The 26,811-nt window shown below is 58.8% G+C and carries 27 protein-coding genes; 7 read left to right on the top strand and 20 right to left on the bottom strand.

What is annotated here, in order from left to right; genetic code table 11:
* Window positions 1-22: 22 nt before the first annotated feature.
* The 5 genes from B3527_RS11355 to miaA form a co-directional block, all read right to left on the bottom strand.
* Entirely contained in the window at window positions 23-676 is a 654-nt protein-coding gene (locus B3527_RS11355) for a hypothetical protein (RefSeq protein ID WP_290479942.1), read from the bottom strand.
* Window positions 673-1,245 carry an acetolactate synthase small subunit gene (gene ilvN / locus B3527_RS11350; RefSeq protein ID WP_051607411.1) on the bottom strand — a complete coding sequence of 191 codons (573 nt, stop codon included), beginning with the start codon at window positions 1,243-1,245 and terminating at the stop codon, window positions 673-675. The genes B3527_RS11355 and ilvN overlap by 4 nt, the downstream gene beginning before the upstream one ends.
* Window positions 1,242-1,940: a hypothetical protein gene (locus tag B3527_RS11345; protein WP_206991319.1), complete on the bottom strand. Its 699-nt coding sequence runs from the start codon at window positions 1,938-1,940 to the stop codon at window positions 1,242-1,244. Before B3527_RS11345 ends, ilvN begins: the two co-directional genes overlap by 4 nt.
* Before the next feature lie 38 nt (window positions 1,941-1,978).
* On the bottom strand, window positions 1,979-3,757 hold the full coding sequence (locus tag B3527_RS11340; protein WP_290479941.1) for an acetolactate synthase 3 large subunit: 1,779 nt from the start codon (window positions 3,755-3,757) through the stop codon (window positions 1,979-1,981).
* Between the two features lie 169 nt (window positions 3,758-3,926).
* Window positions 3,927-4,877 carry a tRNA (adenosine(37)-N6)-dimethylallyltransferase MiaA gene (miaA, locus tag B3527_RS11335; protein ID WP_206991317.1) on the bottom strand — a complete coding sequence of 317 codons (951 nt, stop codon included), beginning with the start codon at window positions 4,875-4,877 and terminating at the stop codon, window positions 3,927-3,929.
* A 53-nt stretch (window positions 4,878-4,930) separates the two neighbouring features.
* Here miaA and serB point away from each other — a divergent pair, with 53 nt between their 5' ends.
* The gene (serB, locus tag B3527_RS11330; protein WP_290479940.1) at window positions 4,931-5,851 is read left to right on the top strand and encodes a phosphoserine phosphatase SerB; all 921 of its coding nucleotides are present in this window, start codon (window positions 4,931-4,933) and stop codon (window positions 5,849-5,851) included.
* A gap of 9 nt (window positions 5,852-5,860) precedes the next feature.
* Here the strand turns inward: serB and B3527_RS11325 are convergent, their stop codons facing one another.
* From B3527_RS11325 to hflK, 4 genes are all read right to left on the bottom strand, one after another.
* A complete protein-coding gene (locus tag B3527_RS11325) occupies window positions 5,861-7,318 on the bottom strand; it encodes a Do family serine endopeptidase (protein WP_206991316.1) in 1,458 nt (485 codons plus the stop codon).
* A gap of 81 nt (window positions 7,319-7,399) precedes the next feature.
* Complete coding sequence (locus tag B3527_RS11320) at window positions 7,400-7,597, bottom strand: DUF2065 domain-containing protein (RefSeq protein WP_206991315.1); 198 nt, start codon at window positions 7,595-7,597, stop codon at window positions 7,400-7,402.
* Window positions 7,598-7,609: 12 nt separating this feature from the next.
* Window positions 7,610-8,506 (bottom strand): protease modulator HflC, encoded by an 897-nt coding sequence (hflC, locus tag B3527_RS11315; protein WP_206991314.1) that lies wholly within the window; start codon window positions 8,504-8,506, stop codon window positions 7,610-7,612.
* Window positions 8,506-9,639 (bottom strand): FtsH protease activity modulator HflK, encoded by a 1,134-nt coding sequence (gene hflK, locus B3527_RS11310; protein ID WP_206991313.1) that lies wholly within the window; start codon window positions 9,637-9,639, stop codon window positions 8,506-8,508. The genes hflC and hflK overlap by 1 nt, the downstream gene beginning before the upstream one ends.
* 98 nt (window positions 9,640-9,737) lie before the next feature.
* Here hflK and B3527_RS11305 point away from each other — a divergent pair, with 98 nt between their 5' ends.
* Window positions 9,738-10,913 (top strand): Mrp/NBP35 family ATP-binding protein, encoded by a 1,176-nt coding sequence (locus B3527_RS11305; protein WP_290479939.1) that lies wholly within the window; start codon window positions 9,738-9,740, stop codon window positions 10,911-10,913.
* Here B3527_RS11305 and B3527_RS11300 read toward each other — a convergent pair.
* The 4 genes from B3527_RS11300 to B3527_RS11285 form a co-directional block, all read right to left on the bottom strand.
* On the bottom strand, window positions 10,910-12,004 hold the full coding sequence (locus B3527_RS11300; protein WP_290479938.1) for a serine hydrolase domain-containing protein: 1,095 nt from the start codon (window positions 12,002-12,004) through the stop codon (window positions 10,910-10,912). The two genes, B3527_RS11305 and B3527_RS11300, sit on opposite strands and share 4 nt — an antisense overlap.
* Before the next feature lie 102 nt (window positions 12,005-12,106).
* Entirely contained in the window at window positions 12,107-13,183 is a 1,077-nt protein-coding gene (locus tag B3527_RS11295; protein WP_290479937.1) for an MBL fold metallo-hydrolase, read from the bottom strand.
* A gap of 23 nt (window positions 13,184-13,206) precedes the next feature.
* Complete coding sequence (locus B3527_RS11290; RefSeq protein WP_206991309.1) at window positions 13,207-14,115, bottom strand: SMP-30/gluconolactonase/LRE family protein; 909 nt, start codon at window positions 14,113-14,115, stop codon at window positions 13,207-13,209.
* Between the two features lie 70 nt (window positions 14,116-14,185).
* On the bottom strand, window positions 14,186-14,722 hold the full coding sequence (locus B3527_RS11285; RefSeq protein ID WP_206991308.1) for a dihydrofolate reductase: 537 nt from the start codon (window positions 14,720-14,722) through the stop codon (window positions 14,186-14,188).
* Window positions 14,723-14,881: 159 nt separating this feature from the next.
* Between B3527_RS11285 and B3527_RS11280 the strand changes: the two genes are divergently transcribed.
* On the top strand, window positions 14,882-15,550 hold the full coding sequence (locus B3527_RS11280) for a hypothetical protein (protein ID WP_290479936.1): 669 nt from the start codon (window positions 14,882-14,884) through the stop codon (window positions 15,548-15,550).
* An 81-nt stretch (window positions 15,551-15,631) separates the two neighbouring features.
* Window positions 15,632-15,988, top strand: a complete 357-nt coding sequence (locus B3527_RS11275; RefSeq protein ID WP_290479935.1) for a carboxymuconolactone decarboxylase family protein — start codon at window positions 15,632-15,634, stop codon at window positions 15,986-15,988.
* Here the strand turns inward: B3527_RS11275 and B3527_RS11270 are convergent.
* Complete coding sequence (locus B3527_RS11270) at window positions 15,985-16,779, bottom strand: thymidylate synthase (protein WP_290479934.1); 795 nt, start codon at window positions 16,777-16,779, stop codon at window positions 15,985-15,987. The two genes, B3527_RS11275 and B3527_RS11270, sit on opposite strands and share 4 nt — an antisense overlap.
* A gap of 226 nt (window positions 16,780-17,005) precedes the next feature.
* Between B3527_RS11270 and B3527_RS11265 the strand changes: the two genes are divergently transcribed.
* Window positions 17,006-18,547, top strand: a complete 1,542-nt coding sequence (locus B3527_RS11265; RefSeq protein WP_290479933.1) for a TadE/TadG family type IV pilus assembly protein — start codon at window positions 17,006-17,008, stop codon at window positions 18,545-18,547.
* Here the strand turns inward: B3527_RS11265 and recF are convergent.
* The 6 genes from recF to B3527_RS11235 all read right to left on the bottom strand — a co-directional run bounded on the left by recF (window position 18,544) and on the right by B3527_RS11235 (window position 24,569).
* Window positions 18,544-19,656 (bottom strand): DNA replication/repair protein RecF, encoded by a 1,113-nt coding sequence (gene recF / locus B3527_RS11260; RefSeq protein ID WP_290479932.1) that lies wholly within the window; start codon window positions 19,654-19,656, stop codon window positions 18,544-18,546. The two genes, B3527_RS11265 and recF, sit on opposite strands and share 4 nt — an antisense overlap.
* A gap of 25 nt (window positions 19,657-19,681) precedes the next feature.
* Window positions 19,682-20,071, bottom strand: coding sequence for a putative quinol monooxygenase (locus B3527_RS11255; RefSeq protein ID WP_290488449.1), 390 nt, complete (start codon window positions 20,069-20,071; stop codon window positions 19,682-19,684).
* Between the two features lie 7 nt (window positions 20,072-20,078).
* A complete protein-coding gene (gene dnaN / locus B3527_RS11250) occupies window positions 20,079-21,200 on the bottom strand; it encodes a DNA polymerase III subunit beta (protein WP_206991303.1) in 1,122 nt (373 codons plus the stop codon).
* 192 nt (window positions 21,201-21,392) lie between these two features.
* Window positions 21,393-22,850: a DnaA ATPase domain-containing protein gene (locus B3527_RS11245; RefSeq protein ID WP_290479930.1), complete on the bottom strand. Its 1,458-nt coding sequence runs from the start codon at window positions 22,848-22,850 to the stop codon at window positions 21,393-21,395.
* A 543-nt stretch (window positions 22,851-23,393) separates the two neighbouring features.
* On the bottom strand, window positions 23,394-23,657 hold the full coding sequence (gene rpsT / locus B3527_RS11240; RefSeq protein WP_034810557.1) for a 30S ribosomal protein S20: 264 nt from the start codon (window positions 23,655-23,657) through the stop codon (window positions 23,394-23,396).
* Window positions 23,658-23,786: 129 nt separating this feature from the next.
* Window positions 23,787-24,569, bottom strand: a complete 783-nt coding sequence (locus tag B3527_RS11235) for an enoyl-CoA hydratase (RefSeq protein ID WP_034810559.1) — start codon at window positions 24,567-24,569, stop codon at window positions 23,787-23,789.
* Between the two features lie 260 nt (window positions 24,570-24,829).
* Between B3527_RS11235 and B3527_RS11230 the strand changes: the two genes are divergently transcribed.
* Window positions 24,830-26,194, top strand: coding sequence for an ABC1 kinase family protein (locus B3527_RS11230; RefSeq protein ID WP_290479929.1), 1,365 nt, complete (start codon window positions 24,830-24,832; stop codon window positions 26,192-26,194).
* A 60-nt stretch (window positions 26,195-26,254) separates the two neighbouring features.
* Entirely contained in the window at window positions 26,255-26,728 is a 474-nt protein-coding gene (locus B3527_RS11225; protein ID WP_290480683.1) for a PaaI family thioesterase, read from the top strand.
* Window positions 26,729-26,811 lie beyond the last annotated feature (83 nt).

Here is a 26,811-nt window from a genome sequence, read left to right as displayed (position 1 = left end):
TGTTGGGGTAAGGGTCTTCAGGTCAGTTGGACTTGCACACCCAGCCATCTGAAAAATTGGCGACGCCGATAACGCTACGGTTCAATTCGGCAATTATGTCTGTGGCCTCCGAATGGCGCGAAAACTGTTTCAGGCCATTGGTGGTTTCAATTGAGGTGATGATGTCGTGCGACGCCAGCAGCAGCTCATAGCTGCGCGATCCGTCGGCATTGACCACCATTTTTTCCCGCGCGCCATAGGCGGGCAGTCCTGCATCGCTGGTGGTCAGGAGAGACAAGGCGACCTTGCTTGCGACGGGGGCAGGCAGTTGGGTCTGCAGGCGACAGAGCGGAATATGTGTGTTGGTGTCGGAATCGACCGGTACCGTTCGCGCATCCAGCATCATTGTGCCGTCTGCATCGACGATATCGTAGACATAAGCGGCCCCGCTGGGCGCTGCGGTGTCCACGATGCGCAGGATGGGGTCATTGGAGGAATCAAACGTTGCATCGGCCCGGTCGGCAATCAGGGCCGCACGGTCGATATCGCATTGCAGCTGAGCCTGATCGGCATCATCTGCAAGCGCCAGGGCCGAGCCGGCCACTTTCGGGCGGCAGCTTTCGGGCTGTTCTTCTATGGCGTGCGCATTGCCAGCGAGAAAAAGGACGCCGAGCGCAATCAGGCTGGTGCGTGTCATCCCTTCTCCTTTCCCCTCTTGATCGACAGAACACCTGTCCGGCTTACCTCAACCAAGCCGAGCGGTCGCATCAGATCCACAAACTGGGTGATCTTTTCAGAGGCGCCTGTCAGCTCGAAAATGAAGCTCTCATTTGTCGTGTCTATCACATTCGCGCGGAAAATCTGAGATATGCGCAGCGCTTCAACACGGGCTTCGCCTTTGCCGGCGACCTTGATCAATGCCAGTTCGCGCTCGATGCCGCGCTTGGACTTGGTGATGTCGATCACCTGTTCCACGGGCACGATGCGCAAGAGCTGGGCTTCGATCTGCTCCAGAATATGCGGTGTGCCCTGGGTCACGATGGTGATCCGCGAGCGGCGCTCATTCACGTCGACCTCGGCCACGGTCAGGCTGTCGATATTGTAACCCCGGCCAGAGAACAGTCCCACAACACGGGCCAGAACGCCTGGCTCGTTATCGACCATGACGGCCAGTGTGCGGCGTTCGACGGCCTCGTCCTCATGAGACAGGAAATAGGCCGATTTCGGATTGCCAGCGGGGGGCGTAGCTGTTGATCCATCGCTCATGGCTGTGTCTCCGGTTTCGGGGTGTCACGATTCCAGAAGTCGATGGAGAGGTCGGGACGGCGAGTCAATAGCTCGTCCCGCAGCGCTCCAGACCGGCTGATCGCGTCGTCCTGGTGTTTCTGCTTTTGTTTGGTGTAGCGGCCCAATAGCTGGTCCATGCGCCGTGGATCGAGATGGGCTTGCAGTTCAGAGACCAGCAATTTGCGGCAAGCATCGATGAAAGCCGCACTGTCCTCGCTTGTCGGGCCGCCTTCGCGGGTCAGGGCATGAACCTCTTCATGGGCCCAGACGAGGCTGTCCAGGATCGGCGCGCGGAAGCCTTGATATGCGCCATCCTTGTTGAGGCCATGACGGTCAGGCGCAAGGTTTGGAAAGAACATCCGTCCACGGTCAATCAGGGTCGACAGGTTAGTCAGACTGTCTGCGCGCGCCTCCTGGAAGGCGCGGTCGGAGTCCATCACGTGGCGGTTGCGCGCCAGCATGGCAGCAGAGGCCAGCGTTTCGATGGCGGTATTGCCCCAGTCGAGGCTGGCGCTGTCGATGCTCTGGCGCAGCTGTTCGGTGCGCAGCTGGTGTTGTTTGCGGGTTTCGGCGCGGCTTGCGAGCGCGCCAAGTACAGCCGCAATGGCGGAGACCACGGTCACGATCGTGCCGATATTTTCCATTCCCCACTGCCACAGATCACTCGCAGCCATCACATTCGTCCTATCAAGCTCCCGCCGGGTCTGGTCGGTCAGACCAGTCCCTTGCCAGCTTCGCCAATCTCATCGCCCTTGATTTCGCCAAGGATCATCTCGTTGTGCGCTGAACCCGACGGTATCATTGGCAGGCAGTTCTCGGCCTTTTCGACACGGCAATCGAACAAAACCGGCCCGGGATGGTCAATCATCTCGCGGATCTTGTCGTCCAGCTCCGCTGGATTGTCACAACGGATGCCATGTCCGCCCATTGCTTCGGCAAGTTTCACGAAGTCGGGCAGGGTTTCCGAATAGGAGTGAGAATAGCGCTCGCCATGCAGCAATTCCTGCCACTGGCGCACCATACCCATCCATTCATTGTTGAGGATGAAGACTTTGACCGGCAGCCTGTGTTGAACGGCGGTGGAGAGTTCCTGCGTCATCATCTGGATTGACGCTTCGCCCGCAATGTCGATCACGAGGGCGTCCGGATGCGCTGCCTGAACGCCCACTGCGGCGGGCAGGCCATAGCCCATCGTGCCGAGCCCACCGGAGGTCATCCACCGGTTCGGCTCGTCGAAATGATAGAATTGCGCCGCCCACATCTGGTGTTGGCCAACTTCGGTCGTGATGTAGGTCTCGCGATCACGGGTCAGCTCATACAGGCGCTCAACGGCATGTTGGGGTTTGATGACCGTGTTGGAGTTTGCGTAGGTGAAGCATTTCCGGGCGCGCCAGATGTCGATTTCCTGACGCCAGGGTTTCAGGTCCGGCTTCTTGGCCTTGCGGGATTTGAACTCTTTCAGGATTGCGGCCAGCGCCTCTGCGCAGTCGGCAATCACGGGGATATCGACTCGGACGATCTTGTTCACCGAAGAAGGATCGATGTCGATATGCACCTTCTTGGAGTTGGGTGAGAAGGCGTCGATACGGCCGGTCACCCGGTCATCGAAGCGCGCGCCCACGCAGATCATCAGATCGCAATCGTGCATCGCATTATTGGCTTCGAAGCTGCCATGCATGCCAACCATGCCCAGCCAGTCCGGATGGGAGGCAGGGAAGGCGCCAAGCCCCATCAGTGTAGAGGTCACCGGATACCCCGTGACGTTCTGGAGCTCGCGCAGCAGATCGGACGCCTTCGGACCGGAATTGATGACACCGCCGCCAGTGTAGAAGACTGGCCGCCGCGCGTGCATCATCAGATCCACTGTCGCCGAAATCGCATCCGGGTGCGGTTTGGTAGTGGGGTGATAGCTCGGCTTGTGAACGCCCTCCTTGCCGACATAGGTGCCGGTGGCGAACTGGATGTCCTTGGGAATGTCGACCACGACCGGTCCGGGCCGACCGGATTTGGCGATCAGGAAGGCTTCGTGGATCGTGCGTGCGAGCTGGTTCACATCGGTAACCAGGTAATTGTGCTTGGCACAGGTACGGGTGATGCCGGTTGTGTCGCATTCCTGGAACGCGTCGGTGCCGATCAGGTGTGTCGGAACCTGTCCGGTCAGGACCACCATCGGAATGGAATCCATCATCGCGTCTGCAATCGGGGTGACCATATTGGTCGCGCCGGGGCCGGAGGTGACGAGGCAGACGCCGGGTTTGCCTGTTGTGCGGGCATAGCCTTCGGCCGCGTGGCCAGCGCCCTGTTCGTGGCGCACCAGAATGTGGCGAATTCCATCGGAATTGTAGAGCGCATCATAGATCGGAAGAACCGCCCCACCCGGATAGCCGAACATGACTTCCACGCCCTGTTCCTTGAGCGCCGTGATGACGATTTCGGCGCCTGTCATGGTCAAGGTTTCAGCTGCGGGCTTGGTCTTGGTGTCGGTTGTCATGGGGAGATCTCTGATGGAACTGAGTTTGGACTGTATCGGAAAAGAAAAAGGGCTCCAATGGAGCCCCGTTTTGTGCGCGCATCCGCAACTGGCTACTTAAAGCCAGCTACGGATGCTTAATAACGAGTACCACGTATTTGCGCACGGTGCGTTTCCTCCAACGTCGGGATTAGGAATAATCTGCCTCAACCGGCCTGTCAATCTCCCTATACAAGGCAAGAATAACCCTCAATCGATCTTCTGGCTCCGGTGAAGGAATGCGCGGCCAGAAGGGAAATTGGCGACCGATCCACGTGAATTGCCGTTTTGCGTAGCGTCTTGTGTCGCGTTTTGCGTTTTCTGCGGCAAATTCTGCCGTTATCTCTCCGCGTGCGAAGGCTGCGAGCCACGGCATTCCATGTGCTTTCATGGCAGGAAGTTCCGGGTCGAGATCGCGTTTTATCAGTTGGCGGGCTTCTTCCATCGCGCCCTGCATCAGCATGCCTTCAAAACGGCGGTCGATCTTCTGATAGAGTTTTGCGCGAGGTGGGGTCAACGCAACGCCCATCCATTCATTCTCCTGCAGGACCGGCGGCTGGCGGTTGCGCTGGAAGTCGGTCAGCGGTTTGCCGGTCGCCAGATAAACCTCATAGGCGCGTGCGAGGCGCTGGCGGTCGCCGGTGCCCAGTCGGTCAGCGATTTCCGGATCGACCGGGGCCAGTCGGGCACGCAGGCCGTCCGCGCCCTCGGCATCGGCAATGGCGCGCACGTCGGCGCGGACATCGTCGGGTACAGGGGGAATATTCGACAGGCCTTGAGTCATTGCGAGCAGGTAAAGGCCGGTGCCGCCGACCAGGACAGCGCGCTTGCCGCGCAGTTCAAGCGTGCGAATGGTCGCGCGGACCTCTTCCAGCCACTCGCCAGTGGAGTAGCGCTCGGCCGCGTTCACATGGCCGAAGAGATGGTGCTTCACACCGTCCATCTCTTCTTCGGTCGGGCGAGCTGAAATCACTTGCAAGTCGCGATAGACCTGCATGGAATCGGCATTGATGACCTCACCGCCCAGACGGCGCGCCACTTCGATGGCAAGCGCGGTCTTGCCGCTGGCCGTGGGTCCGTGAATGAGTATTGCCGGTGTCATCCATATAGACGTAAGGGCTTGTCAGCGACGAGGAAACCCGTGAAGAGGCGGGAATGATTGAGAAAGCAGTTAATTCCATGATCCTGATCGCCGCCGCCAATGCCCCGGAAGACAATATTGCCTCGCGCCTCGGCATGATCCTCGGAGATCTCGGCATTGCCCAGACCTTGCCTCAGATAACAAGGCTGGGGCAGGTCGGAGATGTCAGTGCTGTGGAGATTCCGCTTGCACCGATGGATGCCGATTTCCAGCACGCAGCGCTCGTTGCGCTGGAAGCGGAAGAAATGGACGTGGCCCTGGTGCCCGCAGGAAATCGTCGCAAACGGTTGCTGATCTCCGACATGGATTCCACGATTATCGGACAGGAATGCCTCGATGAATTGGCGGATTTCGCTGGTCTGAAAGCGGAAGTGTCCGCGATCACAGAACGTGCCATGCGGGGCGAGCTGGATTTCGAGGGCGCGCTGACAACCCGCGTGGCCATGCTGAAGGGGCTCGACCTCAAAGCGCTGCAAGACGCCTATGATGCGCGCATTTCGCTGAATACCGGCGCGAAGACACTGGTGGAGACGATGAAGGCGCAAGGCGCGATGACCGTGCTGGTCTCCGGCGGGTTCACCTTCTTCACGGGCCGGGTCGCCGATGATGCCGGGTTTGCTGCCCACCGCGGCAATACGCTGATCGATGATGGCGCAGTGCTGACCGGGGAGGTGGGCATGCCGATCCTCGGACGCGAAGCGAAACTCTCGGCGCTGGATGAGTTTTCAGCGGAAGCGGGCCTCAGCCGGGCAGATTCACTTGCACTCGGCGATGGGGCGAATGATCTTGCGATGATCCAGGCGGCGGGCCTCGGCATTGCCTACAAGGCCAAGCTCATCGTCGCGGCTGAAGCGCATGCTGCGATCAATCACACCGATTTGCACACAGCGCTGTTCTTCCAAGGCTATCACGCGGACGAATTCGTCACTGAATAGACTGCCGGATCAGGAATTGGTCAGGTCGACCGAGATGAACTGATCGAACCAGCCCGCTTCGCCGCGACGCTTCACGCGGAGCAATAGTGGCTGGCGCGGTGTGGTCATCGCCGCTTCGACCTTGCTGATCGTGTCGGTAACCGTGGTGACGCGCTCGAAATTCACTTCAACCAAGACGTCGCCGCGTTGGAGTTTTCCAAAGGAGCGCCCACGCGCAGAGACCGTTGTAACTACAACGCCGTCAACATCCTTTGGAATGCCATAGCGGCGGCGGATATCATCGTCGAGGCTGGTCAGTTCTGCGCCAAGATCGTTGGAACTCGCCGGCGCATCCAGCGTGGCATCGGCGGCGGGCGTATCGGCCTCGTCTTCCAGTTCACCGAGCGTGACATTGACAGTGCGTCCCTTCCCATCTCGCACAATCGCGATGGGAACGGTGCGGCCGATCTCGGTATCGGAAATCAGGCGTGTCAGTTCGCGTACGCTGGTCACGGTCTGGCCATCGAAGCGGAGCACAAGGTCGCCGACTTCCATATCGGATTTTGCCGCCGGTCCTTCATCGGAGATACGGGTGATGATCACGCCGCCCTTGCCCGTGGCCTTGTACGCGCGCACGAGTGCTTCATCCGCATCCTGTACATTGACGCCCAGCCAGGCGCGACGCACGCGGCCTTCCTTGATGAGCTGGTCGGAAATGCGTTTCACGAGATTTGCCGGCACGGAGAAGCCGATGCCGACCGAGCCGCCCGTAGGGGAGATGATCGCGGTGTTCACGCCGACGACTTCGCCGCCGAGATTGAACAAGGGCCCGCCGGAATTACCGCGGTTGATGGCGGCATCGGTCTGGATGAAGTCATCTGAGCGACCCGCATTCAGGTCGCGATTGCGCGCCGAGATAATGCCAGCCGAGACAGAGCCCCCGAAGCCGAATGGGTTGCCGATGGCGATAACCCAGTCACCGACTTCTGCTTTGTCGCTGTCGGCGAGGTCCACATAGGGCAGGGCAGTCGAGGATTTCACCTTGAGCACGGCGAGATCGGTGTCGCGATCACGACCGACGAGTTCCGCCTTCAGGACGCGGCCGTTCGAGAAATTGACGTCAATCTCGTCGGCATTCTCGATGACATGATTATTGGTGATGATGATGCCGTCAGCCGAGATGACAAAGCCGGAGCCAAGTGATCCTTCACGCCGGAAACCGTCTTCATCCCGACCGAAGAATTCGTTGAAGCGCTCCATGGGCGAGCCTTCCGGAAAGGTCGGCATGCCATCGGGCGCAATTGTTTGCGATGTTGAAATATTGACCACGGCCGGCATCAGGCGCTTGGACAAGTCACGGAAGCTTTGCGGTTGGACCTTCTGATCGATTCCATCGACTGCCGTCGACAGGCTGTCCTGAGCATGGGCAGGCAGAACGGCGGTTGCCGAACTCATCAGGAACAGGGCAGCAAGGGCCGGGATACGCATAGGCCGCTGAGCCTCCTTTCGAAGCATAATATACACTAATGTCTGTAAACTATGGCGCTTTGCAGGCGTCTTGCAACAGCTTCAACAGAACCGAACTGCAATGACGATGAAGATTGCGCCGATTGCCGCGGACCCGATCCCGGCAAGCGCAATCTCGCGTCCCGGCATACGCGCTAGATACTCTGCCATACGCCGCATGAATTCGGGGGCGACCGCATAGATCGCCCCCTCAATGAATAGCCACATGCCGATCCCGATCAGGATCAGTTGTATGGACATGCCAAGCCCGTCCTAGCGTGAGCCGCCATTGGCCCGTGCGCGATTGATAAACTCATCACACAAGCCCAGGGAATCCGGCGCCACGACAATGCGTGTGCCTTCCTGGATGGAGTTTTCACACGCGATGAGCGCGCGCTGGAAGCGGAAGAATTCCGGATCCTTGTTATAGGCACTGGCGTATATCTCGGTGGAGCGAGCATCGCCTTCACCGCGAATGACTTCTGACTGTTCCCGGGCCTGGGCCTCAAGTACGGTCTTCTCACGTTCGGCTTGCGCGCGAATCAGTCGGGCGCGTTCTTCACCTTCGGCACGGATGCGCTCGGCTTCCTGCTTACGGGCTGTCTGCATCCGACTGTAGACACCATCGGCCACTTCGCGCGGCAGGTCTGCCTGACGAATACGGACATCGATGATCGAAATCCCCGCATCTGCCAGTTCATTGGCAACCTTTTCGCGGATATTTTCCATCAGTTCGGACCGCTGGCCTGAAATGATCTCAGGCACGGGCACATCGCCCATGACTTCCCGAATGGACGCCTTGGTCACATCATTCAGCTGGTTGGCGGCGCCCGGAATGGTCCGGAGGCTCTGATAGAATTGCAGCGGGTCGCTGATTCGCCAGCGTACGAACGCGTCCACAGCGAGGCGACGCTGGTCGGATGCGAGAACCTGAATATTCTCGATGTCGAGTCCCAGATTCTTGCGGTCGAGTTTTTCAACCGTCTGGATGACCGGAATCTTGAAATAAAGACCGGCTTCATCCGTGCCCGGCGCGTTGATCACCGCGCGTGGTTCCCCAACTTGCAGGATCAGAGCCTGCTCGTCCTGGCGAACAACATAGAAAGAATTGAAGATAGCGACCAGTACGATCGCGACGATGGCAAGGGCAAACCAGCTCAGATTGCGCATCAGTTCTCTCCTCCGCGGTTGGCAGGTTGCACCCGGTCAAGCGGCAGATAGGGAACCGCGCCGGAATTGCTATCAAGAATGGTCTTGTCAGTGCGTTCAAGCACGCGCTCCATGGTTTCGAGATACATACGCTCCCGCGTGACGCGTGGCGCCTTGCGGTACTCCTCATAGATTTGCTCAAAACGGGACGCTTCACCTTGGGCGTCGGCGACGATCTGGTCACGATACCCTTCAGCTTCCTGCAGCAGTCTCTGAGCCGTACCACGGGCCTGAGGCACGATCTGGTTGGCGTACTGGGTGGCCCGGTTGATATTGGTTTCGGCGTCCTGTTCGGCGACGTTCACATCATTGAAGGCCTCGATGACCTGCTGAGGCGGGTCGGCCTTGTCGATCTGAATACTCACGATCTGGATGCCTGCGCGATAATCGTTCAGCAGGGTCTGGACCTGATTGGCCACTTCGGTCTGAACGACGTCGCGTTCAGTCGTGATGACACTTTGAAGGCGCGTTTTGCCGACAACTTCGCGCATCACGGACTCTGCCACCATTTCGACAGCGATATCGGGCTGTTTCACATTCAGGATGTAATCCTGTGGTGCTTCGGGCTTCACGCGCCAGAAGACGGAGAACTGAATGTCGACGATATTTTCGTCTTCAGTCAGCATCAGGCTCTCGTCCATGGTCTGGCCGATCTGAGTCTTTCGGCGGGCTTCGACCTCGACCAGTTCATGCTCCTCGAAGGGGGCAGGCAGGTGGAAGTGGAGGCCGGGGCCAAAATTGGTCTGCCATTTGCCGAAGCGGAAGACGGAGGCCTGTTGGCCCGGATCTACCATAACGACGCTGGTGGACAGCCAGGCAAGCAGGGCGATACCTGCGATGACCAGAAAGCCGAGCGGACCGAAATTGGTTCCGCCGCTGCCGCCACCGCCGCCACGTTTGCGACCACCGCCGCCGCCGCGCTGCCGGAAACGTTCCTGCATGCGCCGCATCTGGTCTTCGAGGTCATTGCCCCCATTGCCGCCCGAGCCGCCGGGACGGTTCCAAGGAGAGCCGCCATCCTTGCCGCCTCCATTGTCATTTCCGCCCTCGCCGCCCCAAGGGCCGCTGGATTTAGTTTTGTCATCCCAGGGCATGAGCCCTCCCTGTATTACTGTGCATGGGTTCTATATAGGCGCTTTGGTGATAAGTGCATGCCTGTTTGCAGGCATCAAGAGCAGCGGAGTCGCAGATTTTGTTCGGATCTAGGGATAAATCACGCCGGAAACTCGAAGAAAAGATCATCGAAGCCCTCGGTCGGCCCGATTGGCTCGAATCGGTTTCGGTGGGTGAAGACGGTCGCGCGGTACTTGTGATCGAGGCAGACCCAGCCGCGCCAGAGGCCGCTGAGGCGCGCCGGATCGAGGCTGAAGGCAAGGTCGAACTGGTCTCCGGGGTCAAATCCGTGAGCAGCGTTCTGACCGCCGAACGCGTTGCGGTCGCTCCGGCGAAGGAGGTTCATCTGTCTCATGCGCCCGCCTCAAAACGTGTGCGCAAGGGCGCCCGCCTGTCGGATGAGGCGATGCAGCAAGGGAATGTTCCGGCCAGCACACCAAAGTCCTCAATCCCCGGTATTTCCAGGATTCTAGTCGTGGCGAGCGCCAAGGGCGGCGTCGGCAAGTCTACAGTCGCGGTCAATCTGGCTGCGGCGATGGCAAAAGCCGGTATGAAGGTCGGCCTCATGGATGCCGACATTTATGGCCCCTCTATCCCGACCATGCTGGGGACAGTGTCGGCTGAGCCAGTGACGTCCGCGGAGTCCGGCAAGCTGCAACCTGTCGAAGCCTTCGGCATGAAGACGCTGTCGATTGGATATTTGTCCGATCCGGACTCGCCGATGATCTGGCGCGGACCCATAGTAATGTCAGCAATCACACAGATGTTGAATGATGCGGAATGGGGTACCGTGGATGATCCGCTGGACGTGCTGATCATCGACACGCCGCCGGGAACGGGGGATGCACAGTTGACGATAGCCCAGCGCGTGCCCGTAACGGCGGCGCTGATCGTCACCACGCCCCAGGAAGTCGCGCTGGCGGATGTGCGTCGCGGCGCGGCCATGTTTGCCAAGACTGAAGTGCCGGTCCTTGGCATAGTCGAGACAATGAGCTGGTTCGAAGATCCGGCGGGCAATCGCCATTATCTGATGGGGCAGGGCGGGGGCACCGCCACGGCGAATGCTCTTGGCCTGCCAGTGCTGGCTGAGCTTCCGATGCTGCAAGCGATCCGCGAAGGTGGCGATTCAGGCAAGCCGGCGGCGCTGTCAGATGAAACAACGGGCCAGCTCTTTCATGAACTGGCCCGCCGCGTTGCGATGGGGTTGGATACGCTTCAATCGAAGCCCGCGCCGCAGATCATCTTCGAGGACTAGGTCGGCTCACTGAAGTATTCTTCAGCGAGCGTGCTCGCTATGGTCAACAGATTCTCATAGCCGACCGTATTGTTGTTGAGGACGACGATGACACCGTCTTGTTCCGGAAGGAGCAAAACAAGGCTGAGATAGCCGATCAGACGTCCATTATAGAAGATGACCTCCGTCGGTTCTCCGCTGCCGATGGTCATTTGAGTCACCGTCCAGGCCATCGGCGCTTCCGGATTGAAGGCCTCCTTCCGGCCAGTTTCGGACAGGAGGTCTCCGTTAAGAACGGCCTGTCCCCAGGCAGACAGATCATCAACCGTTGAGTACATTGAGGCGGTTCCGCGGAACAGGACGGGGTTGGTGATCGGGATGATTTCGTAGCCGCCATCTTCGGAGCGCAAATAGTTGGCCGCCAGATCAATTTCGTCCTGATAGATTTGCCCGGTACGGTCGAGGCCGAGCGGATCGAGAATCTGCGATCGCAAATAGTCTTCGTATCCGGTGCCTGCATGGCGGTCGATGATGCGCGCGAGCAGGTAATAATTCACGTTTGAATAGAGGTAGTCGCTGCCGGGCCGGAATCTCAGCTCGAGCGCCTCAAGAGTGTCCATGAAGGACTCATCGGTGAAGGATCGCTTCACCTCATTGTCGAACCAACCGGGAATGTCGACATAGTGCGGAATGCCGGATCTGTTCTGGAGCAGGTGGCGCAGGGTAACGTCACGCGCATAGAGCGTCTCAAAATCGGGCAGGAGTTCTTCCAGTGACTGGTCCAGATCGAGTTTTCCCTCATCGACCAGTTGCAGGACAAGCGAAGCGGTGAAACTCTTTGTCATCGACGCAATTGGGAAACGGCTGTCGGAATTGACCGGTTGCACGTCTTCGGTTGGCCATGCGTTCACAGCCTGACGCAGGATGATTTCTTCTTTTTTGCCAACAAGAATGCTGCCAGAAAATTCCAGCTCTTCCAGAACGCCCGTGATTTCCCGGGAGGGTTGGTCGTTGGTGTCTATCGCCGGTGCATAATAGGAGGCGGCGTGTTCCGGCGTGCAGCCGATGGTCAGGAGTGCAGCCATCATGGCCAAAATCGTCGCGTAGTTCATGGTTCGCTCCAAATCGTCAGCGCTCCGATCTAGCGGCGCTGGCCGGCATTGCATATCGAAAAGCTGAAAGTTTTTTGAGGCCTTGGCCGAAGCGAACCGGGTCTAATCCAGCCGCTTGCGGACGATATTCTCGCTGCTTGCAGACAATTCGAATGCCATGCCGTCTTCGCCCATAATGATCGGGCCATCATAGGCGTCATCCGTTCCTTTCAGGAATGCCGGGTATAGAAGGCGGCTCGGCACCGCCGGAACGAAATGGCTGAAGACCAGCATGCGCGCACCTGCTTCGCTGGCGACTTCCGCGCCCTCGACCGGCGTCGTGTGGTAGTCGAGGATATCGTTCATGATGGCCGCGAGGCGGGCCTGTCCGTTCGCATTGAGTTGGTCGCGGATTTGGCTGACCATGTCGGCATTCAACGCTTCGTGAACGAGTATGTCCGTGTCCCGCGCCAAGGCGACCAAGCGTGGATCCTTGACCGTATCTCCGGAAATCGTGACGGACCGTCCTTTGTAGTCGAACCGGTAGGCTACAGCTGGCTCAATTGGATCATGATCCACTGAAACTGCGGTAACGCTCAGGCCATCGCGGTCATACACTTTGCGAGCTGTGCTCGCAGGCGTGAATGGAACAGCATCTGCGCCTTGTCCAGATGGGGACAGGACATCCGCTCCGTGATGGGCGATACGGTATGCAGAATCCAGAGCATAGGCAGCGTCGAAGCCAGCGACGATCTGACCGACGCCATCCGGACCGTGGATCGGCAAGGGTGCCTGTGCGCCACCGGCTGCCCAGTGTTGCAGCATCACCTCTCCAAGCCCATCAATGTGATCGGAATGGAAATGGGTCAGGAACACCGCCTCCACATTGGTCCACGGCAGACGCAGCTCTCCGAATCTTCGGCCTGATCCGGCCCCGGCATCAACGATAAAGACGCGGTCTCCCGCAACGACCACCGTCATGGGTCCCACACGTCCCGGATCGGGCAGGGGAGATCCCGTGCCGACAAGTACAACGGTCAGACCGTCTGGTGCGTCGGCAAGCGCATTTTGCCCCAAGGTCGATTTGACCGCAGCTTTGAACGCAAACTCGCCAATTTGTACGCCGAACAGGGTGCGTGCGCCAATCACGGCGAGCACCAGGACTGTGGCGGCGATCAGAATGATTTTGAGAACTCTCATCGCTTATCCTCCTGAATTGCAAACTAGGCGTTGAAGTTCAGTTTCAGGCCCGGCTCCGGCCACCGGCATTTGGCAAGCTGGCCGGTACTCGACAGGGTAACGTAGGCATCCTGCATGTCGTCGCCGCCAAAGGCGATATTGGTGACGATCAGGTCGGGAAAAGCCGTGTGGTGAAAATCTCCGCCCGGCGTGATCGTTGTGATGCCGCCATTCAGAATGGTTGCGACACAGACATTGCCCGCCGCCGTCATGGCCAGGCTGTCAAAATACTGCAGGCCCGGCATGGTTGCGACTACGCGCCCGCCATTGAAAGGGGAGGCAGGTTTGATGATGCCGGGGCTTTCCAAATCAAACGCCCACATGCGTCCGGTCATGGTGTCGGCCATGAAGACGGTCTGCTCATCAGGAGCAAGGCCGACACCATTTGGACTACTATAATGGAAGTCCAGTTCCTTGGCTTCGCTGGCACCATTGGCGAGGAAAAAGAGCCCGCCGAAATCGCGGTGGCGCGAGTAGGTTTTGCCATGATCGGTGAAGTAGAGATTGCCTGCCTTGTCGAAGACGAGATCGTTGGGGCCTTTCAGGGGGTGGCCACCGACTGTGTCCAGTACCCGGTCAACCTTGCCTGTAGAAAGATCAACCCGTTCGATGCGGCCACCATCATAATCGTCCGGACAGTTTCCGGGGATGAGCAAACCGTCCATGTCAGTATAGATGAAGCCGCCATTATTGCAGACCCAGAGTGCGCCGTCCGGACCGATCGCAAGGCCGTTGGGGCCGCCGCCGGGCGTCGCGATCACTTCGGTCTTGCCGTCACCCCAGCAGCGCGTGATGCATTTCTTCTCGATCTCGACAACGATAATGCTGCCATCGGCCATAACGACCGGGCCCTCCGGAAAGCGCAGACCGCTCGTGATGATTTCGAATTCCATGTGGCTGTTTCCTCCTCGCCCTTTTTTGGGAGGAGGTTAGGCGTCGCGATGGGGAAGGACAACGCGTATCCTAGGGGGAAGTGAACGCGCTGATCCGGTCGAGCTGGCGGATGGAGAAGGCGAAATCATTGCCTTCGCCGGCCTCGAACTGTTCTGCGCCGGTTTCTTTCCACTGGTTCGCGTCTAGTTCCGGGAAGTAAGCGTCTCCATCGGGTGCGGCATCGACTTCCGTAAGATAGAGGCGATCTGCAATCGGCAGGGCCAGTTTGTAGATGGCTTCGCCACCGATCACGAAAACCTTGTCGGCGGCGGTTCTGGCGGCCACGGCGCGGGCGGAGTTCGTTGCCGCCGCAAAGCTGGAATAGACACGGGCGCCTTCGGCATTGTAGGCCCAGTCGCGGGTCATCACGATGTTCTCGCGACCTTTGAGCGGGCGCACGGGCAAACTTTCCCAGGTCTTTCGGCCCATGATGATTGGGCACCCAAGCGTCGCTTTCTTGAAGAATGCGAGGTCACTTTTCAGGCGCCAGGGCAGATCACCTCCAGAACCAATCACATTGTTGCTGGCCCTGGCGGCAATCAGGCAAAGTTTTACATGTGCCGACATAGTGACCGGTTCCAATCTACTTGCATCCAATTTCGCGCGCGGCCCTTGTGACCAGAAGCGTCTGCGTGAATACATGCAGAGCCGAGTTTGTATGGTGAATGCAACCTTCTTTCATCAGTTTTCACAAGCCCAAAAACAGTTCCGTGGGGGATAATCAGAATGAAATCGATTGTAGCGATTCTGACCAATGGAAACCCGGAACAAATCGGACTGGCAATTCCTGCTCTTCTGTTGTCGTTCTTGGCAATTTGGCTGCTCAGAGGGCGCGGATGGGCGTTCATTTATGTCGCACTCATTCCCTTTTTGAACTGGTCGTTCGGGATCATCCCGGAGTTTCAGATTCTTGCCCCGACAGGCACCGGACTGACCGCTCAAGGCGTGTCTCTCCATCCGATGACAATGGTAACTGGAATGGTGTTCGTGGTCCGCGATTTCGTGCAACGCGAAATGGGTCACCGGGTGTTGCTTGTGATGGCCATGGCGATCGCCTGGTCGTTTTACTATGCGTGGCCCGTGATTGCGCTGGCCAGCGGCATCGCATTTGCCATTTCCGAGGGGGTGGATTGGCTGATGTTCACCTTCACCAAATATCGGCTATCGACCCGGATTCTGCTCTCCAGCGCGCTGGCAGCGCCGGTCGATACGACTGTGTTCCTGTATGGCGCTGATCTCGCCAAGCAGATGGAACTTGGCATGGACCCCGGAAACTCGCTGCATGTGTGGAACTGGATCGTGTTCGTGATCGGCAAGATGGTCGGCGCGGTTATCGTTTCGGCAGTCATTCGGCGGCGGGAAAACCTCGGTCTCGTGGATCCGGCGGCCGCCTGACTGCACTATCCGGGAATACCCATATTGCTGATGTCATAGAAACATGCATATTTGCGCAAATATGCAAATAAGGAGTCGATCATGGCGGACGGCAAGAAGGACTATGGCGCGATAACGGGTGCGATCAGCGAGGGAATATCCGGGCTTCGCGGCACCGGGGCCAAGGAGACGCTGACGCAGTTCAACGCGATGGCGAAGGCCGCTCTCGCGGATGGGGCGCTCGACACGAAGACCAAGGAACTGATCGCGCTCGCCATCGGCGTTGCCAAGCAGTGCGATGGATGTATCGGCTTTCACACCAAGGCGCTCAAGAGGCTGGGCGCGACGGATGAGGAAGTGGCCGAGACGCTCGGCATGACCGTTTACATGGGCGGTGGCCCAAGCCTGATGTATGCGGGCGACGCCTGGACGGCTTGGCAGAGCCTCAATGATTCCTAGACGGCCACCGGCGCCTTGATGTGAGCGTGCGGTTCGTAGCCTTCGACCGTGAAGTCTGAATACTCCCAGCCGAACAGGTCGGTCTTGTCGGGATTCAGGATCATGCGGGGCAGGGCATGCGGCTCACGGGTCAGCTGGAGCCGGGTCTGCTCCATATGGTTCAGGTAGAGGTGCGCATCGCCGAATGTGTGGACGAACTCGCCAGCTTCCAGCCCGGTCGCGCGCGCCATCATCAGGGTGAGTAGCGCATAGGATGCGATGTTGAACGGTACGCCGAGGAAGACATCGGCCGAACGCTGGTAGAGCTGGCAGTTCAGCTTGCCGTCCATGACATTGAACTGGAACAGGCAGTGACAAGGGGGCAGGGCCATGTCGTTCACATCGGCCGGGTTCCAGGCGGACACAATCAAGCGGCGGGAATTGGGATTGGTGCGGATTTCGTCCAGCACCCACTGGATCTGGTCAATCACCCGGCCGTCCGGCGCGGCCCAACTGCGCCACTGCTTGCCATAGACGGGGCCAAGGTCGCCATTCTCATCGGCCCACTCATCCCAGATCGAAACGCCGTTCTCCTTCAGATACGCGATGTTCGTATCGCCTTTCAGGAACCAGAGCAGTTCGATGATGATTGAGCGCAAATGCAGTTTCTTGGTGGTCACCATTGGAAAGCCGTCGGCAAGGTCGAACCGCATCTGACGGCCAAACACAGCGCGTGTGCCCGTGCCGGTCCGATCTCCGCGTTCATGGCCATTGTCCAAAATGTCCTGCAGGAGATTGAGATATTGCTGCATGTCGGCCTCGGTCGGGAATCGATTTTCAGAGTTCAGGATACCACGGAAACAGGCTGTGGGGGCAAGGCCCGACAGCGGGTTTTAACCAGATGGTCCAGGCCCAATCAGGGTAAATTCTGTCTTTCCCCACTGTACCAATTTTGAGGCCATATCTGAAGACGCAGGAAATCAGTCTGAGCGAAACTCAGGATTCGCAGACAGGTGCTGACGATCGATGGGGCAAGTGATGGATATGTATCCTGCAGACAGGCAATCGCACTCACTCGCGCGCGATGATCGCGGCAATCTGACTGTGCTCACTGCGTTCATTCTGGCCTCTATGGTGGCGCTGGTTGGTTTGGCTGTCGATCTCGAGTTTATCTTCAGGCAACAGGCGCGCGTTCAATATGCGATGGACTCGGCGGTGCTGGCTGGGGCGTTGTCGCGCCAGGCGGGCGCGACAGATGAGGAAGTGACCGCAGACATTCGCGAATACATGAGCCCGCTGATTGCGAGCGCTGGCGGCGGTATGACATGTACACCCGTCACTGTGGTCTTCACCGATGACAGCGAAGACATTCTCGGGAAAATGAATTGCACCCAACCGACCTTCATTTCCAACATCATGGGAAATGACGACATGAGCTTCAACGTCGCTTCGACCTCGACCTTCTCGGTCGGAAAGATCGATGTCTCGTTTGTGTTCGACGTATCGGGCTCCATGAACAGCAACAATCGGCTAACCCTGTTGAAAGAGGCTGCGGTCATCGCGTTTGATGAATTGCTGCCAGATGATCAGGTGCGGGATGGCACGGTCAGGCTGGGCATTGTGACCTACAATAATGCGGTCAATGCGGGGGCTTATTTTGATGAGGTGACGCGCGCGGTCACCATTCCGGCCGACACTTCCAACAGCAATGGGTTGAGCAATTACAATTCCTACAATAGCGCGCGGATGTATGACGACGCGACCGGCAAGCGTTTCATGTACTACGAAAACGGCACGTGCACCGAAAGCGATCCGGATGAGTGTGACCAGCATGGTGACTATGACTGGGACGTTGCCCGATGGTTCTGGGAAGACTCGTCAGCCACCGACACGTGTGTGTACGAGCGGACAGGCACCTATGCTGATAGCGATGCAGCGCCGGGCAGCTTCGCCTGGATCGGGGCAGGCAATCCACGCTGGAACTTCTATGATAGCGATCGCGACAAGTATCGCGGCGAAAACGAGATCGAAAATGGCGGCGCAAATGGCTCTACCGGCGCACTCGATTTCTACTATGCGACGTGCCGCGCCACCGGGCCGGTCCCATTGACCGAAGACAAGGCAGCGCTGACGGCCCATGTGAACAGCATGACGGCGAATGGCGGCACCGCCGGACATCTGGGAGTGGCGTGGGGGTGGTACCTGCTGTCGCCGAACTGGCAGAATGTCTGGCCGGAGACGGCTAAGCCCTGGGACTATGACGAGGTCAATGTGACCAAGGCCGTGATCCTGATGACAGATGGAGATTTCAATACAAACCATCCCAGTGCCAGCAAGAACTCCTTCAGGCAGGCCATGGATTTATGCGACGCCATGAAGGCCGAGCCGTCCAAGGTCCAGATTTACACGGTCGGTTTTCAGGTGCCATCCTATGTGCAGACCACGTCTGATGGGCAAACCATTATGGAATATTGCGCGACAAGCCCGTCTTATGCTTTTGATGCGTCGAGTGGGGACGAGTTGAAGGAAGTCTATCGCGAGATCGCCCAGTCGATTTCAGATCTGCGCATCAAGAGCTAGGTTTCAGGGACTGCCATTCCGTCATCTACGCGCACGGTTTGCGCCCGGTCCCCAAATGCTTCGAACAGGAAGGCTTCGGTGCCGGTCAGCCAGGCTTGCCCTCCCAGCGCTGCCAGCTCATCAAACAGTGCGGCGCGCCTGTCCGCATCAAGGTGGGCGGCTGCCTCGTCCAACAGCAGCAGGGGAGAGGGGCCATCGCCGCCAGCGCGGAGCGCCGCAGCCGATGCGAGGATCAAGCCGATGAGCAGGGCCTTCTGCTGGCCGGTCGAGGCGTCCTTGGCGGGCGCACCGGTTGGCCGGTGAATGACCGTGAGGTCTGAGCGATGCGGACCATCAATGGTGCGTCCGGCGGCGATATCGCGGCGACGGGTCGTTCGGAAGGTTTCGGTCAGCGCTTCGAAGATCGTCTTGAAGTCGTCGCCGCGAATGGCGGCTTGTTCGGCCTTGCCTTCCAGTGCGAGGTCAGCCTTCGGGAAATAGCCTTCGGGTCTTGCATCAATCGCCACCTGCAGGGATTCCAGCACATGGGCGCGGTTGATGGCCATTTCTGCTCCGGACTCCGCCATGCGGGCCTCGATGGCATCGGCCCAGGCCGGATCCACATGACCGCGTTCCAGCAGGGCATTGCGTTCGCGCATCGCTTTCTCATAACGGCCCGCAGCGGTGCCATGGGTCGGCATATGTGCCATGACCTGACGGTCAAAGAAGCGCCGCCGGTCGGACGTGCTGCCACGAAACACACCGTCCATTGTGGGCGTGAGCCAGACGATGCGCACAAGATCTGCGAGGTCGGATGCGGTTGCTGGCGCGCCATCAATACGTACCGTACGTTTCGTACTGGGGCCGGTATCGACACCTACGCCGATCCGCTGATCGTTTACGAGTGCGGCGGAAACAGTCCAACCGCCCAGCGCGTCTTTTCGTATCATTTCCGGCAGGGTGGCCGAACGCAGACCTCGGCCCGGCCCCAATTGGCTGACGGCTTCCAGCAAATTCGTCTTGCCTGCGCCATTCGACCCATAGAGACAGACATGCCGGCCATCGAGTGGCAGGCTGAGCGACTCGTAATTTCGAAAGTCAGTCAGGGTCAGGCGGGTCAGGGCGGTCATTCAGGCTGTATGGAGGGGCCAGAGGTCAGGAGTCGAGACCATGGCCGCCTTCGGGCCGGGTCTCTGCGATGCGTTCCATGCCGGCGATCATTGGGCGGCCCTTGGTGATGGCATCCCGTACGCTTGGCATCGACAGGCTCGCCGTGTGGCTTTCCTGACTATCCCAGGCTTCGGTTATCCAGATGGCGTTCGCGTCGGTTGGATCGCTGGCCACGATATAGCTGAGGCAGCCGGGCATGCCCGAGACGCCATCGATAAGGATGCGCATCAGCGCGTCGCGGTTGCCATCCGTTGCCGTGAACTTTCCGATGAGGCCGTACATGCTTGTTTCCTTCCGGGTCTGGATACCACAGGCCGCCAAGCCGGTCGCTGCGGTTGCGCTGGCAAGAAGGGTCCGGCGATCCAGCGGCTCCACAGACAAACTACACCCGCAGCGGCATCAACACATAACGCGCGCTATCATCTGATGGGTCCAGCACGAGCGCAGGCGACGCAGGATCACTGAACATGAACTCGGCTTCGACAGCCTCGATCTGGCCGGCAATGTCGAGCAGGTATTTCGCGTTGAATCCGATTTCCATCGCTTCGGAGCCATACTCGGCTTCGAGTTCTTCATTGCCCACACCCGTTTCAGCGTGATTGACAGCCAGCACCAGCTTGCCATCAGACAGGGACATTTTTACCGAGCGTGAGCGCTCGGCCGACACGGTCGAAACGCGGTCGACAGCGGCTTCGAAGGCCTTGTTGTCGATGGTCAGCTTCCGGTCATTCCCTTTCGGGATGACGCGGCCATAATCCGGGAAGGAGCCGTCGATCAGTTTAGAAGTCAGGACGGCGCGACCTGCACGCACGACGATCTTCGTGTCGGAGACTTCGATTTCGATGTCGTCATCCACCCCGTCGACGAGGCGGCGCGCTTCCGCAACCGCCTTGCGGGGCACGATGATGCCTTCGAGATTTTCCGCGCCGGCGGGAGCCGGAAGTTCTGCCAGGGCAAGACGATGGCCGTCTGTGGCAACGGTGCGGAGCACGGCCGTACCGTCTTCGGTCTTGGCTCCGTGAAGATAAACGCCGTTCAGATAGTAGCGGGTTTCTTCAGTGGAGATCGCGAAGCGGGTCTTGTCGATCAAACGGGCGAATTCCTTGGCGCCAAGTGAGAATTTGGTCGGCGTGTCGTCAGAGCTCATGGTCTGGAAGTCGGATGCTGGCAGGGTCGGCAGTTCAAAGTGCGAGCGGCCTGCGGTGATCGCGAGGCGCTGGCCTTCGGGTTGGACTTCCAGTTCGACTTCGGAGCCCGCAGGCAGTTTGCGGACGACGTCAAACAGCGTACCGGCCGGGGCCGTGACCGCGCCTTCGCGCGTGACGGTTGCATCCGCGCTGTCCACGGCCTCGATGTCGAGATCGGTCGCAGTGAGTTTCAGCTCGCCATTGCTTGCTTGAAGCAAGACATTGGAGAGGATCGGAATTGTGTTCCGGCGCTCCACCACATTCTGCACGTGAGAGAGTGCGTTCAGCAGGTCGCCGCGTTCAATCGTCAGTTTCATCGTCCGTTCCGTTCATCGGGGGGCCTTGGAAAAGGCCCGGAATTCTTCACCAGTCCTGCCGCTTCCGCCCGGAACCGGCGGTCCGGAATGGAATCGGCCCGCTCTGTGGGGAGAGCGGGCCGAGCACACTTACTCAAACAAAGGCAAAAGCCAAGCGCCGATCGTAGATTCGCCGCTCTCAGCTGGGTTTGCCTAATTCATGCCTGCCGCCTGTAGCTCCAGGATGGTCTCGTTCACGGCTTTGATGTGCGCGCCCAATTCATTGTTCTCAGGCAAGGCCTTGGACACTTTGCGGTGCGCGTACAGGATCGTGGTATGGTCACGCTTGCCGAAACTGTAGCCGATCTGCGGGAAGGATTTCCCGGTCAGTTCGCGGCAGAGATACATGGCAATCTGGCGTGGATACACCACGGCGCGTGCCTTGCTCGGGCTCTCCATGTCAGCCTTGGAAACCTCGAACACTTTCATGGCAGCCTTCTTGACCAGTTCGATGGAGGGCTGGCGGACATCGCCTTCGGTCCGGCGGATGATCTTGTGAACCATTTCCATTGTGGGCGTGCGGATGCCAAAGGCCGCTTCGGTGTAGAGGTTCCAGATCGCCCCCGTCATCTCGCGGGCCTGACCACGGATGCCGGCATTGAACTCGGCGATCATCTCGTCGGTGACCGCAAAGTTCGGGTGACCGGCCTCGATGTGGTCAGCGAGGTGGCGCATGATTTGGTGCCGCATGCCTGCATCCGGTGCGCCAACCTCAACAGTGGTCGCGCCTTTCAGCTCACTGATCATGCGCGGGCTGAACCCGGTGACATCGCCGGGGGCCTTGTCACCCGCCAGCACGACATGGCCGCCATTGGCCGTGACTTCGCGAATGTTCTGAAACAGTTCCGTCTCGGTGCCGGGCTTGCCGCTGATCCGGTGAAGATCGTCGATCATCAGGATCGTCGCCGCGCGCAGCCGCTTCTTGAGGGCGCTCGTATCCTTCACCTTCACGCCATCAGTGTAGGATGAGAGGAACTCCTCGGCCGTCAGATAGACAATGTGACAATCCTCGCCGCGCTGCTCTGCAGCGGTCTTCAATGCGTGCAGGATGTGTGTCTTGCCAGTGCCTTGCAGGCCGTAGAACAAGGTTGTCAGCGTTCCGACCGGCAACCCGCCTGCAATGCGTTTGGCCATCTGGACAGCCAGCTCGTTCGCCTCACCCGTGACGAGCGTCTCAAAGCTCATAATAGGCGCGCCGGAGCCGGAACCGGCAGGTTTCGCCTGCTCGGGCGCGGCCTCGGCGATCTCCGCCTTGGCCCATGGGTCCTCGACAATGTCGAGCAGCTCAGCGGGCGCGGTGCGCCAGCAGACGAGCTTGATCGCTCGGCCTGCCGGGTCATGCTCGCGCCAGATGCGCTGGATCGCATGGCGGTGTGCGCCATACACGCGGTCAAAAGACAGCGGGTCGCGCGCCGCGATCACCATTTCGCCATTGAACTCAGCGACCAAGCGCAGGCCATCGATCCAGCGATCATAGTCTGCGGTGTTGAGGATTGTCGCAAGATGGGCTTTGACAGTCAGCCAAATCTCCTTGCCCGGAGCATTCTTGCCTTTATTCATCTTCTTGAAGTCTACGCCAGTTTTTGAATCAAAGAGTTTGTTCCCGTCCATGCCGAGCCCCATTTTCTAGTTATAATTTCACCCTGACCAACTGGCACGCAGTTTCCCTTCCGAACCGAAATTCGGTCACACTCAATACTCCGTGTCGGGAGAACTTTTCTGTTGGTAAATTGAAATTACTCACTGGGGGTTTTGCTGACAAGTGCTACTTTTATGCGACAACAGGATTTGATGAGTTGACTCTTCGTACTGTACCTCAAACCGCAATCAAATCAGGTGCTTGAGCACTGATCTTTTTTTGTGAGTGAGTCGCCCCACACATTTGTTCGCACCTGTTCTGTCAACAGGGGGCGCGGGTATAAGGCTGTGGATATCTGCAGAAAATCGACGTGTTTCTCAGGATCGCTGACGAGTCCCTACATTACCGCAACCCGGACCCCGTCAGTCAGCCCAAATTCGCAATCCTACCATGAAACATCCAGTAGAAATGATGTTGAAACTCGAAAGGTCCAATTTGTTGTATTAGGAGATTGACATGAAAAAACCCGCCTGAACCATCAGGCGGGTTTCAAATTTCCAATCGGGAAAGTCCGATCAGCCCATCGCTTTGACGCGAGCTGACAGACGCGAAACTTTCCGAGATGATGTATTCTTGTGCATGACGCCTTTGGTCACGGCGCGCATCAGTTCAGGCTGAGCAGAGCGCAGCGCTTCCTGGGCAGCAGACTTGTCGCCAGCTTCGATTGCTTCTTCGACCTTGCGAACAAAAGTACGCACGCGCGAGCGGCGGGCTTTGTTCACTTCGGTGCGGTTCGCAATCTTGCGGACCATTTTCTTGGCGGAACGGGTATTAGCCATATTAAACTCCTGTGGCCCAAAGGGCTCCCTTCGGGCTGAAGGCGGGGGAATACATAAACGGTGCGAAGGCGTCAACCGCGCAATTGAGGCTGGTTGCAGGAAATAGCAGGTGGGCCGGGGCTTTCAGCATCATTTGTCTTTGAAATGAGCGGAGCGTTTCTCGACATAGGCGGCCATGCCCTCTTTCTGATCATCCGTGGAGAACAGGGACTGAAACATGCGGCGTTCAAACTGGATGCCTTGCGAAAGCGGAGTCTCATAGGCCACTTTGATGGCTTCCTTGGTCAGCATGGCGGCCGCCAGAGGCATGGATGCGATCGTGCGGGCGAGTTCCCGCGCAGCATCCATAAGGTCGTCGGCAGGGACGACCCGGCTGACAAGGCCACAACGCTCGGCTTCTTCAGCCTCCATCATGCGACCAGTCAGGCAGAGTTCCATCGTCTTGGATTTACCTATCACGCGGGCGAGGCGCTGTGTGCCGCCGGCGCCCGGCATGACGCCGAGGCGCACTTCCGGCTGTCCGAACCTGGCGGTATCCGCTGCCAGTATGATGTCGCACATCAGGGCCAGTTCGCATCCCCCGCCAATGGCATAGCCGGAAACGGCGGCCACAATGGGTTTGCGGGCGCGAGCTGCGCGTTCCCAGTTCCGGCTGATGAAATCTTCATAATAGGACTCAGGATAGGTTTTTTCCTGAATTTCCTTGATATCTGCGCCACCCGAAAAGGCTTTCTTGCCGCCCGTCAGGATGATGCAGCCAATGTCCGGATCGGCTTCAAATCGATCCAGCGCATCTGTCAGCTCATTCATCATCTCTTCGCAGAGGGCATTCAGGCTCTCGGCGCGATTGAGCGTGATCACGGCGAAGCCGGCTTCCTGGTCAATCTCGGTGAGAAGCGTTTTGTAAGACATTCATTAAATCCTGCTCGTCGCGGTGTGGCGCTGGCAATTTGACCTGCAGCAGCCTTTAACTTTCGGGACACTCTACATTCGGCTGCCCGGGGCCGGCAAAATCTGGAGGGCGATGCGCTTTTTCTGTTGCGGATCAATTCGCGAAGGCGGGCCTATACCGCGAACATGACGCATTTGTCATCCATTGCGAGTCATATGGCGGGAAAGGGCGACAATATACGCGATTGGTTGTTTTCAAGGCAGCACCCTATATCCCACCCATGACGGACGACACACAAACACCCCGTGACCCGGAGCGCAACCGCTTGTCGGGCCGGATTGCGCGCAGCGCACGGGTTGGTGCCAACCTGTCTGGCGCGGGTCTAACCTTCGCCACGCAAAGCCTGTTCGGGGGGGATCAGGGAGATGAAAAGATTGCCCGTGCGCTGGCCGCTGCGCTCGGTAAGTCCAAAGGTCCGCTGATGAAGGTGGCCCAGATGGTGTCGACCATTCCGGATTTCCTGCCGCCCGAATATGCCGCCGAACTCAGCCAGCTGCAGGCTGAAGCCCCTGCCATGGGATGGCCTTTCGTGAAACGCCGGATGCGCGCTGAACTGGGCGCCGACTGGCAGGAAAAGTTCGGCGCGTTCGAAAAGGAGGCCTCGCATGCCGCCTCGCTTGGCCAGGTCCATGGCGCGACCCTGCATGACGGGCGCCGGGTCGCCTGCAAGCTGCAGTATCCTGATATGGCCAGCGCGGTGGAATCCGATATTGGCCAGCTCAGGACCATGCTTGGCCTGTTCAAGCGGATGGATGGCTCTATCGACCCGAGCGCGATGGTGGTCGAAATCACCGACCGCCTCCGTGAAGAGCTCGATTATGCGCGCGAGGCCAAGCATATGGCGCTCTATGCGAACATGCTGGCCGATCGTGATTTCGTCACTGTGCCGGATCCTGTGCCCGAACTGTCCACCGACCGGTTGCTGACCATGAGCTGGGTATCCGGCAAGCGGCTGGATGCGTTTGAGGATGCCCCGCAGGAGGTGCGCAACCGGATTGCGGAAATGTTGTTCTGGACATGGTGGGGGCCGTTCAACTCCCATGCCGTGATCCATGGGGACCCGCACCTCGGCAATTACCAGGTGACCGGGGAGGGGACCGGGCTGAATCTGCTCGATTTCGGCTGCATCCGTATCTTCCCGCCGGAGTTCGTCAGCGGCGTGGTCGATCTCTATCGCGCGATCCTGGCGGACGATTTCGACGCGGCCTATGCCGCCTATGAGAAATGGGGCTTCAGCGGCTTGTCCCGCGAGCTGGTCGAAGTGCTGAATATCTGGGCGCGCTTTATATATGGACCACTGTTGGACGACCGCGTGCGTTCAGTCGCAGACGGTGTGACGCCCGGCGAGTATGGCCGCAAGGAAGCCTTTGCCGTTCGCAAGCTGCTCAAGGAAAAGGGCCCCGTTAAGATCCCACGCGAATTCGTCTTCATGGACCGGGCCGCTATCGGACTGGGCGCAGCCTACCTCCGCCTTGGAGCAGAATTGAATTTCTATCGCCTCTTCAATGAAAGCCTCGAAGGCTTCGATATTGAGAAGGTCGCCGCGCGGCAGGCTGAGGCCAAGGCTGCTGTTGGGCTCGACTGACCCAAAGGAAGTTTGTCTCGCCTCTGGCACTCTCAGGCAGGAGGCGCTAATCCGACTCCCATGAGCGACGATCTTACCAGAAACCAGACTTTCGACACGCCTGAAGGCTATTCAATCCTGCCATGGCATCGCGGCTTTGGCCGCCAGATTGGGCCCCTCTTCGAGAAGCGGGACGAGACCGGCCTGACGCGTGCCTTCAGGGTCGAGGAATACCATACCAATGGCATGATGAACGCGCATGGCGGCATGATGATGACCTTTGCCGACATGGCGTGGGGTGCTGCGGTCGAAAAGGATGAGGACACGTGGTGGGTCACGGTCCGTCTGATGTGCGATTTCCTCTCCGGCGCGTCGATGGGCAGCTTCGTTGAGGGCAAGGCCGAAGTTGTCGGTCGTCAGGGCGACATCTTCACGGTCGAAGGCCGCATCTGGACGGACGACAAATTGCTGATGCGGGGCACGGGCATCTTCAAGGTGATCGAGCGCCGCGACGGCCAGCAGAAGCCCTTCAAGCGTGCCAGCCAGGACGCCTGACGGCCTGGCCAATGGTTGACTCCGGCCGGGTGGCTGCGTATCCGGCGACGCAATGAACATCGCACTGCACCACCATCACCATC

Origin of the sequence: Hyphomonas sp. UBA4505, assembly GCF_002388685.1 — a bacterium.
Classification (GTDB): Bacteria; Pseudomonadota; Alphaproteobacteria; order Caulobacterales; family Hyphomonadaceae; genus Hyphomonas.
The sequence above is the reverse complement of the archived record's forward strand: the minus strand, read 5'-3'. Positions and strand labels throughout refer to the sequence as shown.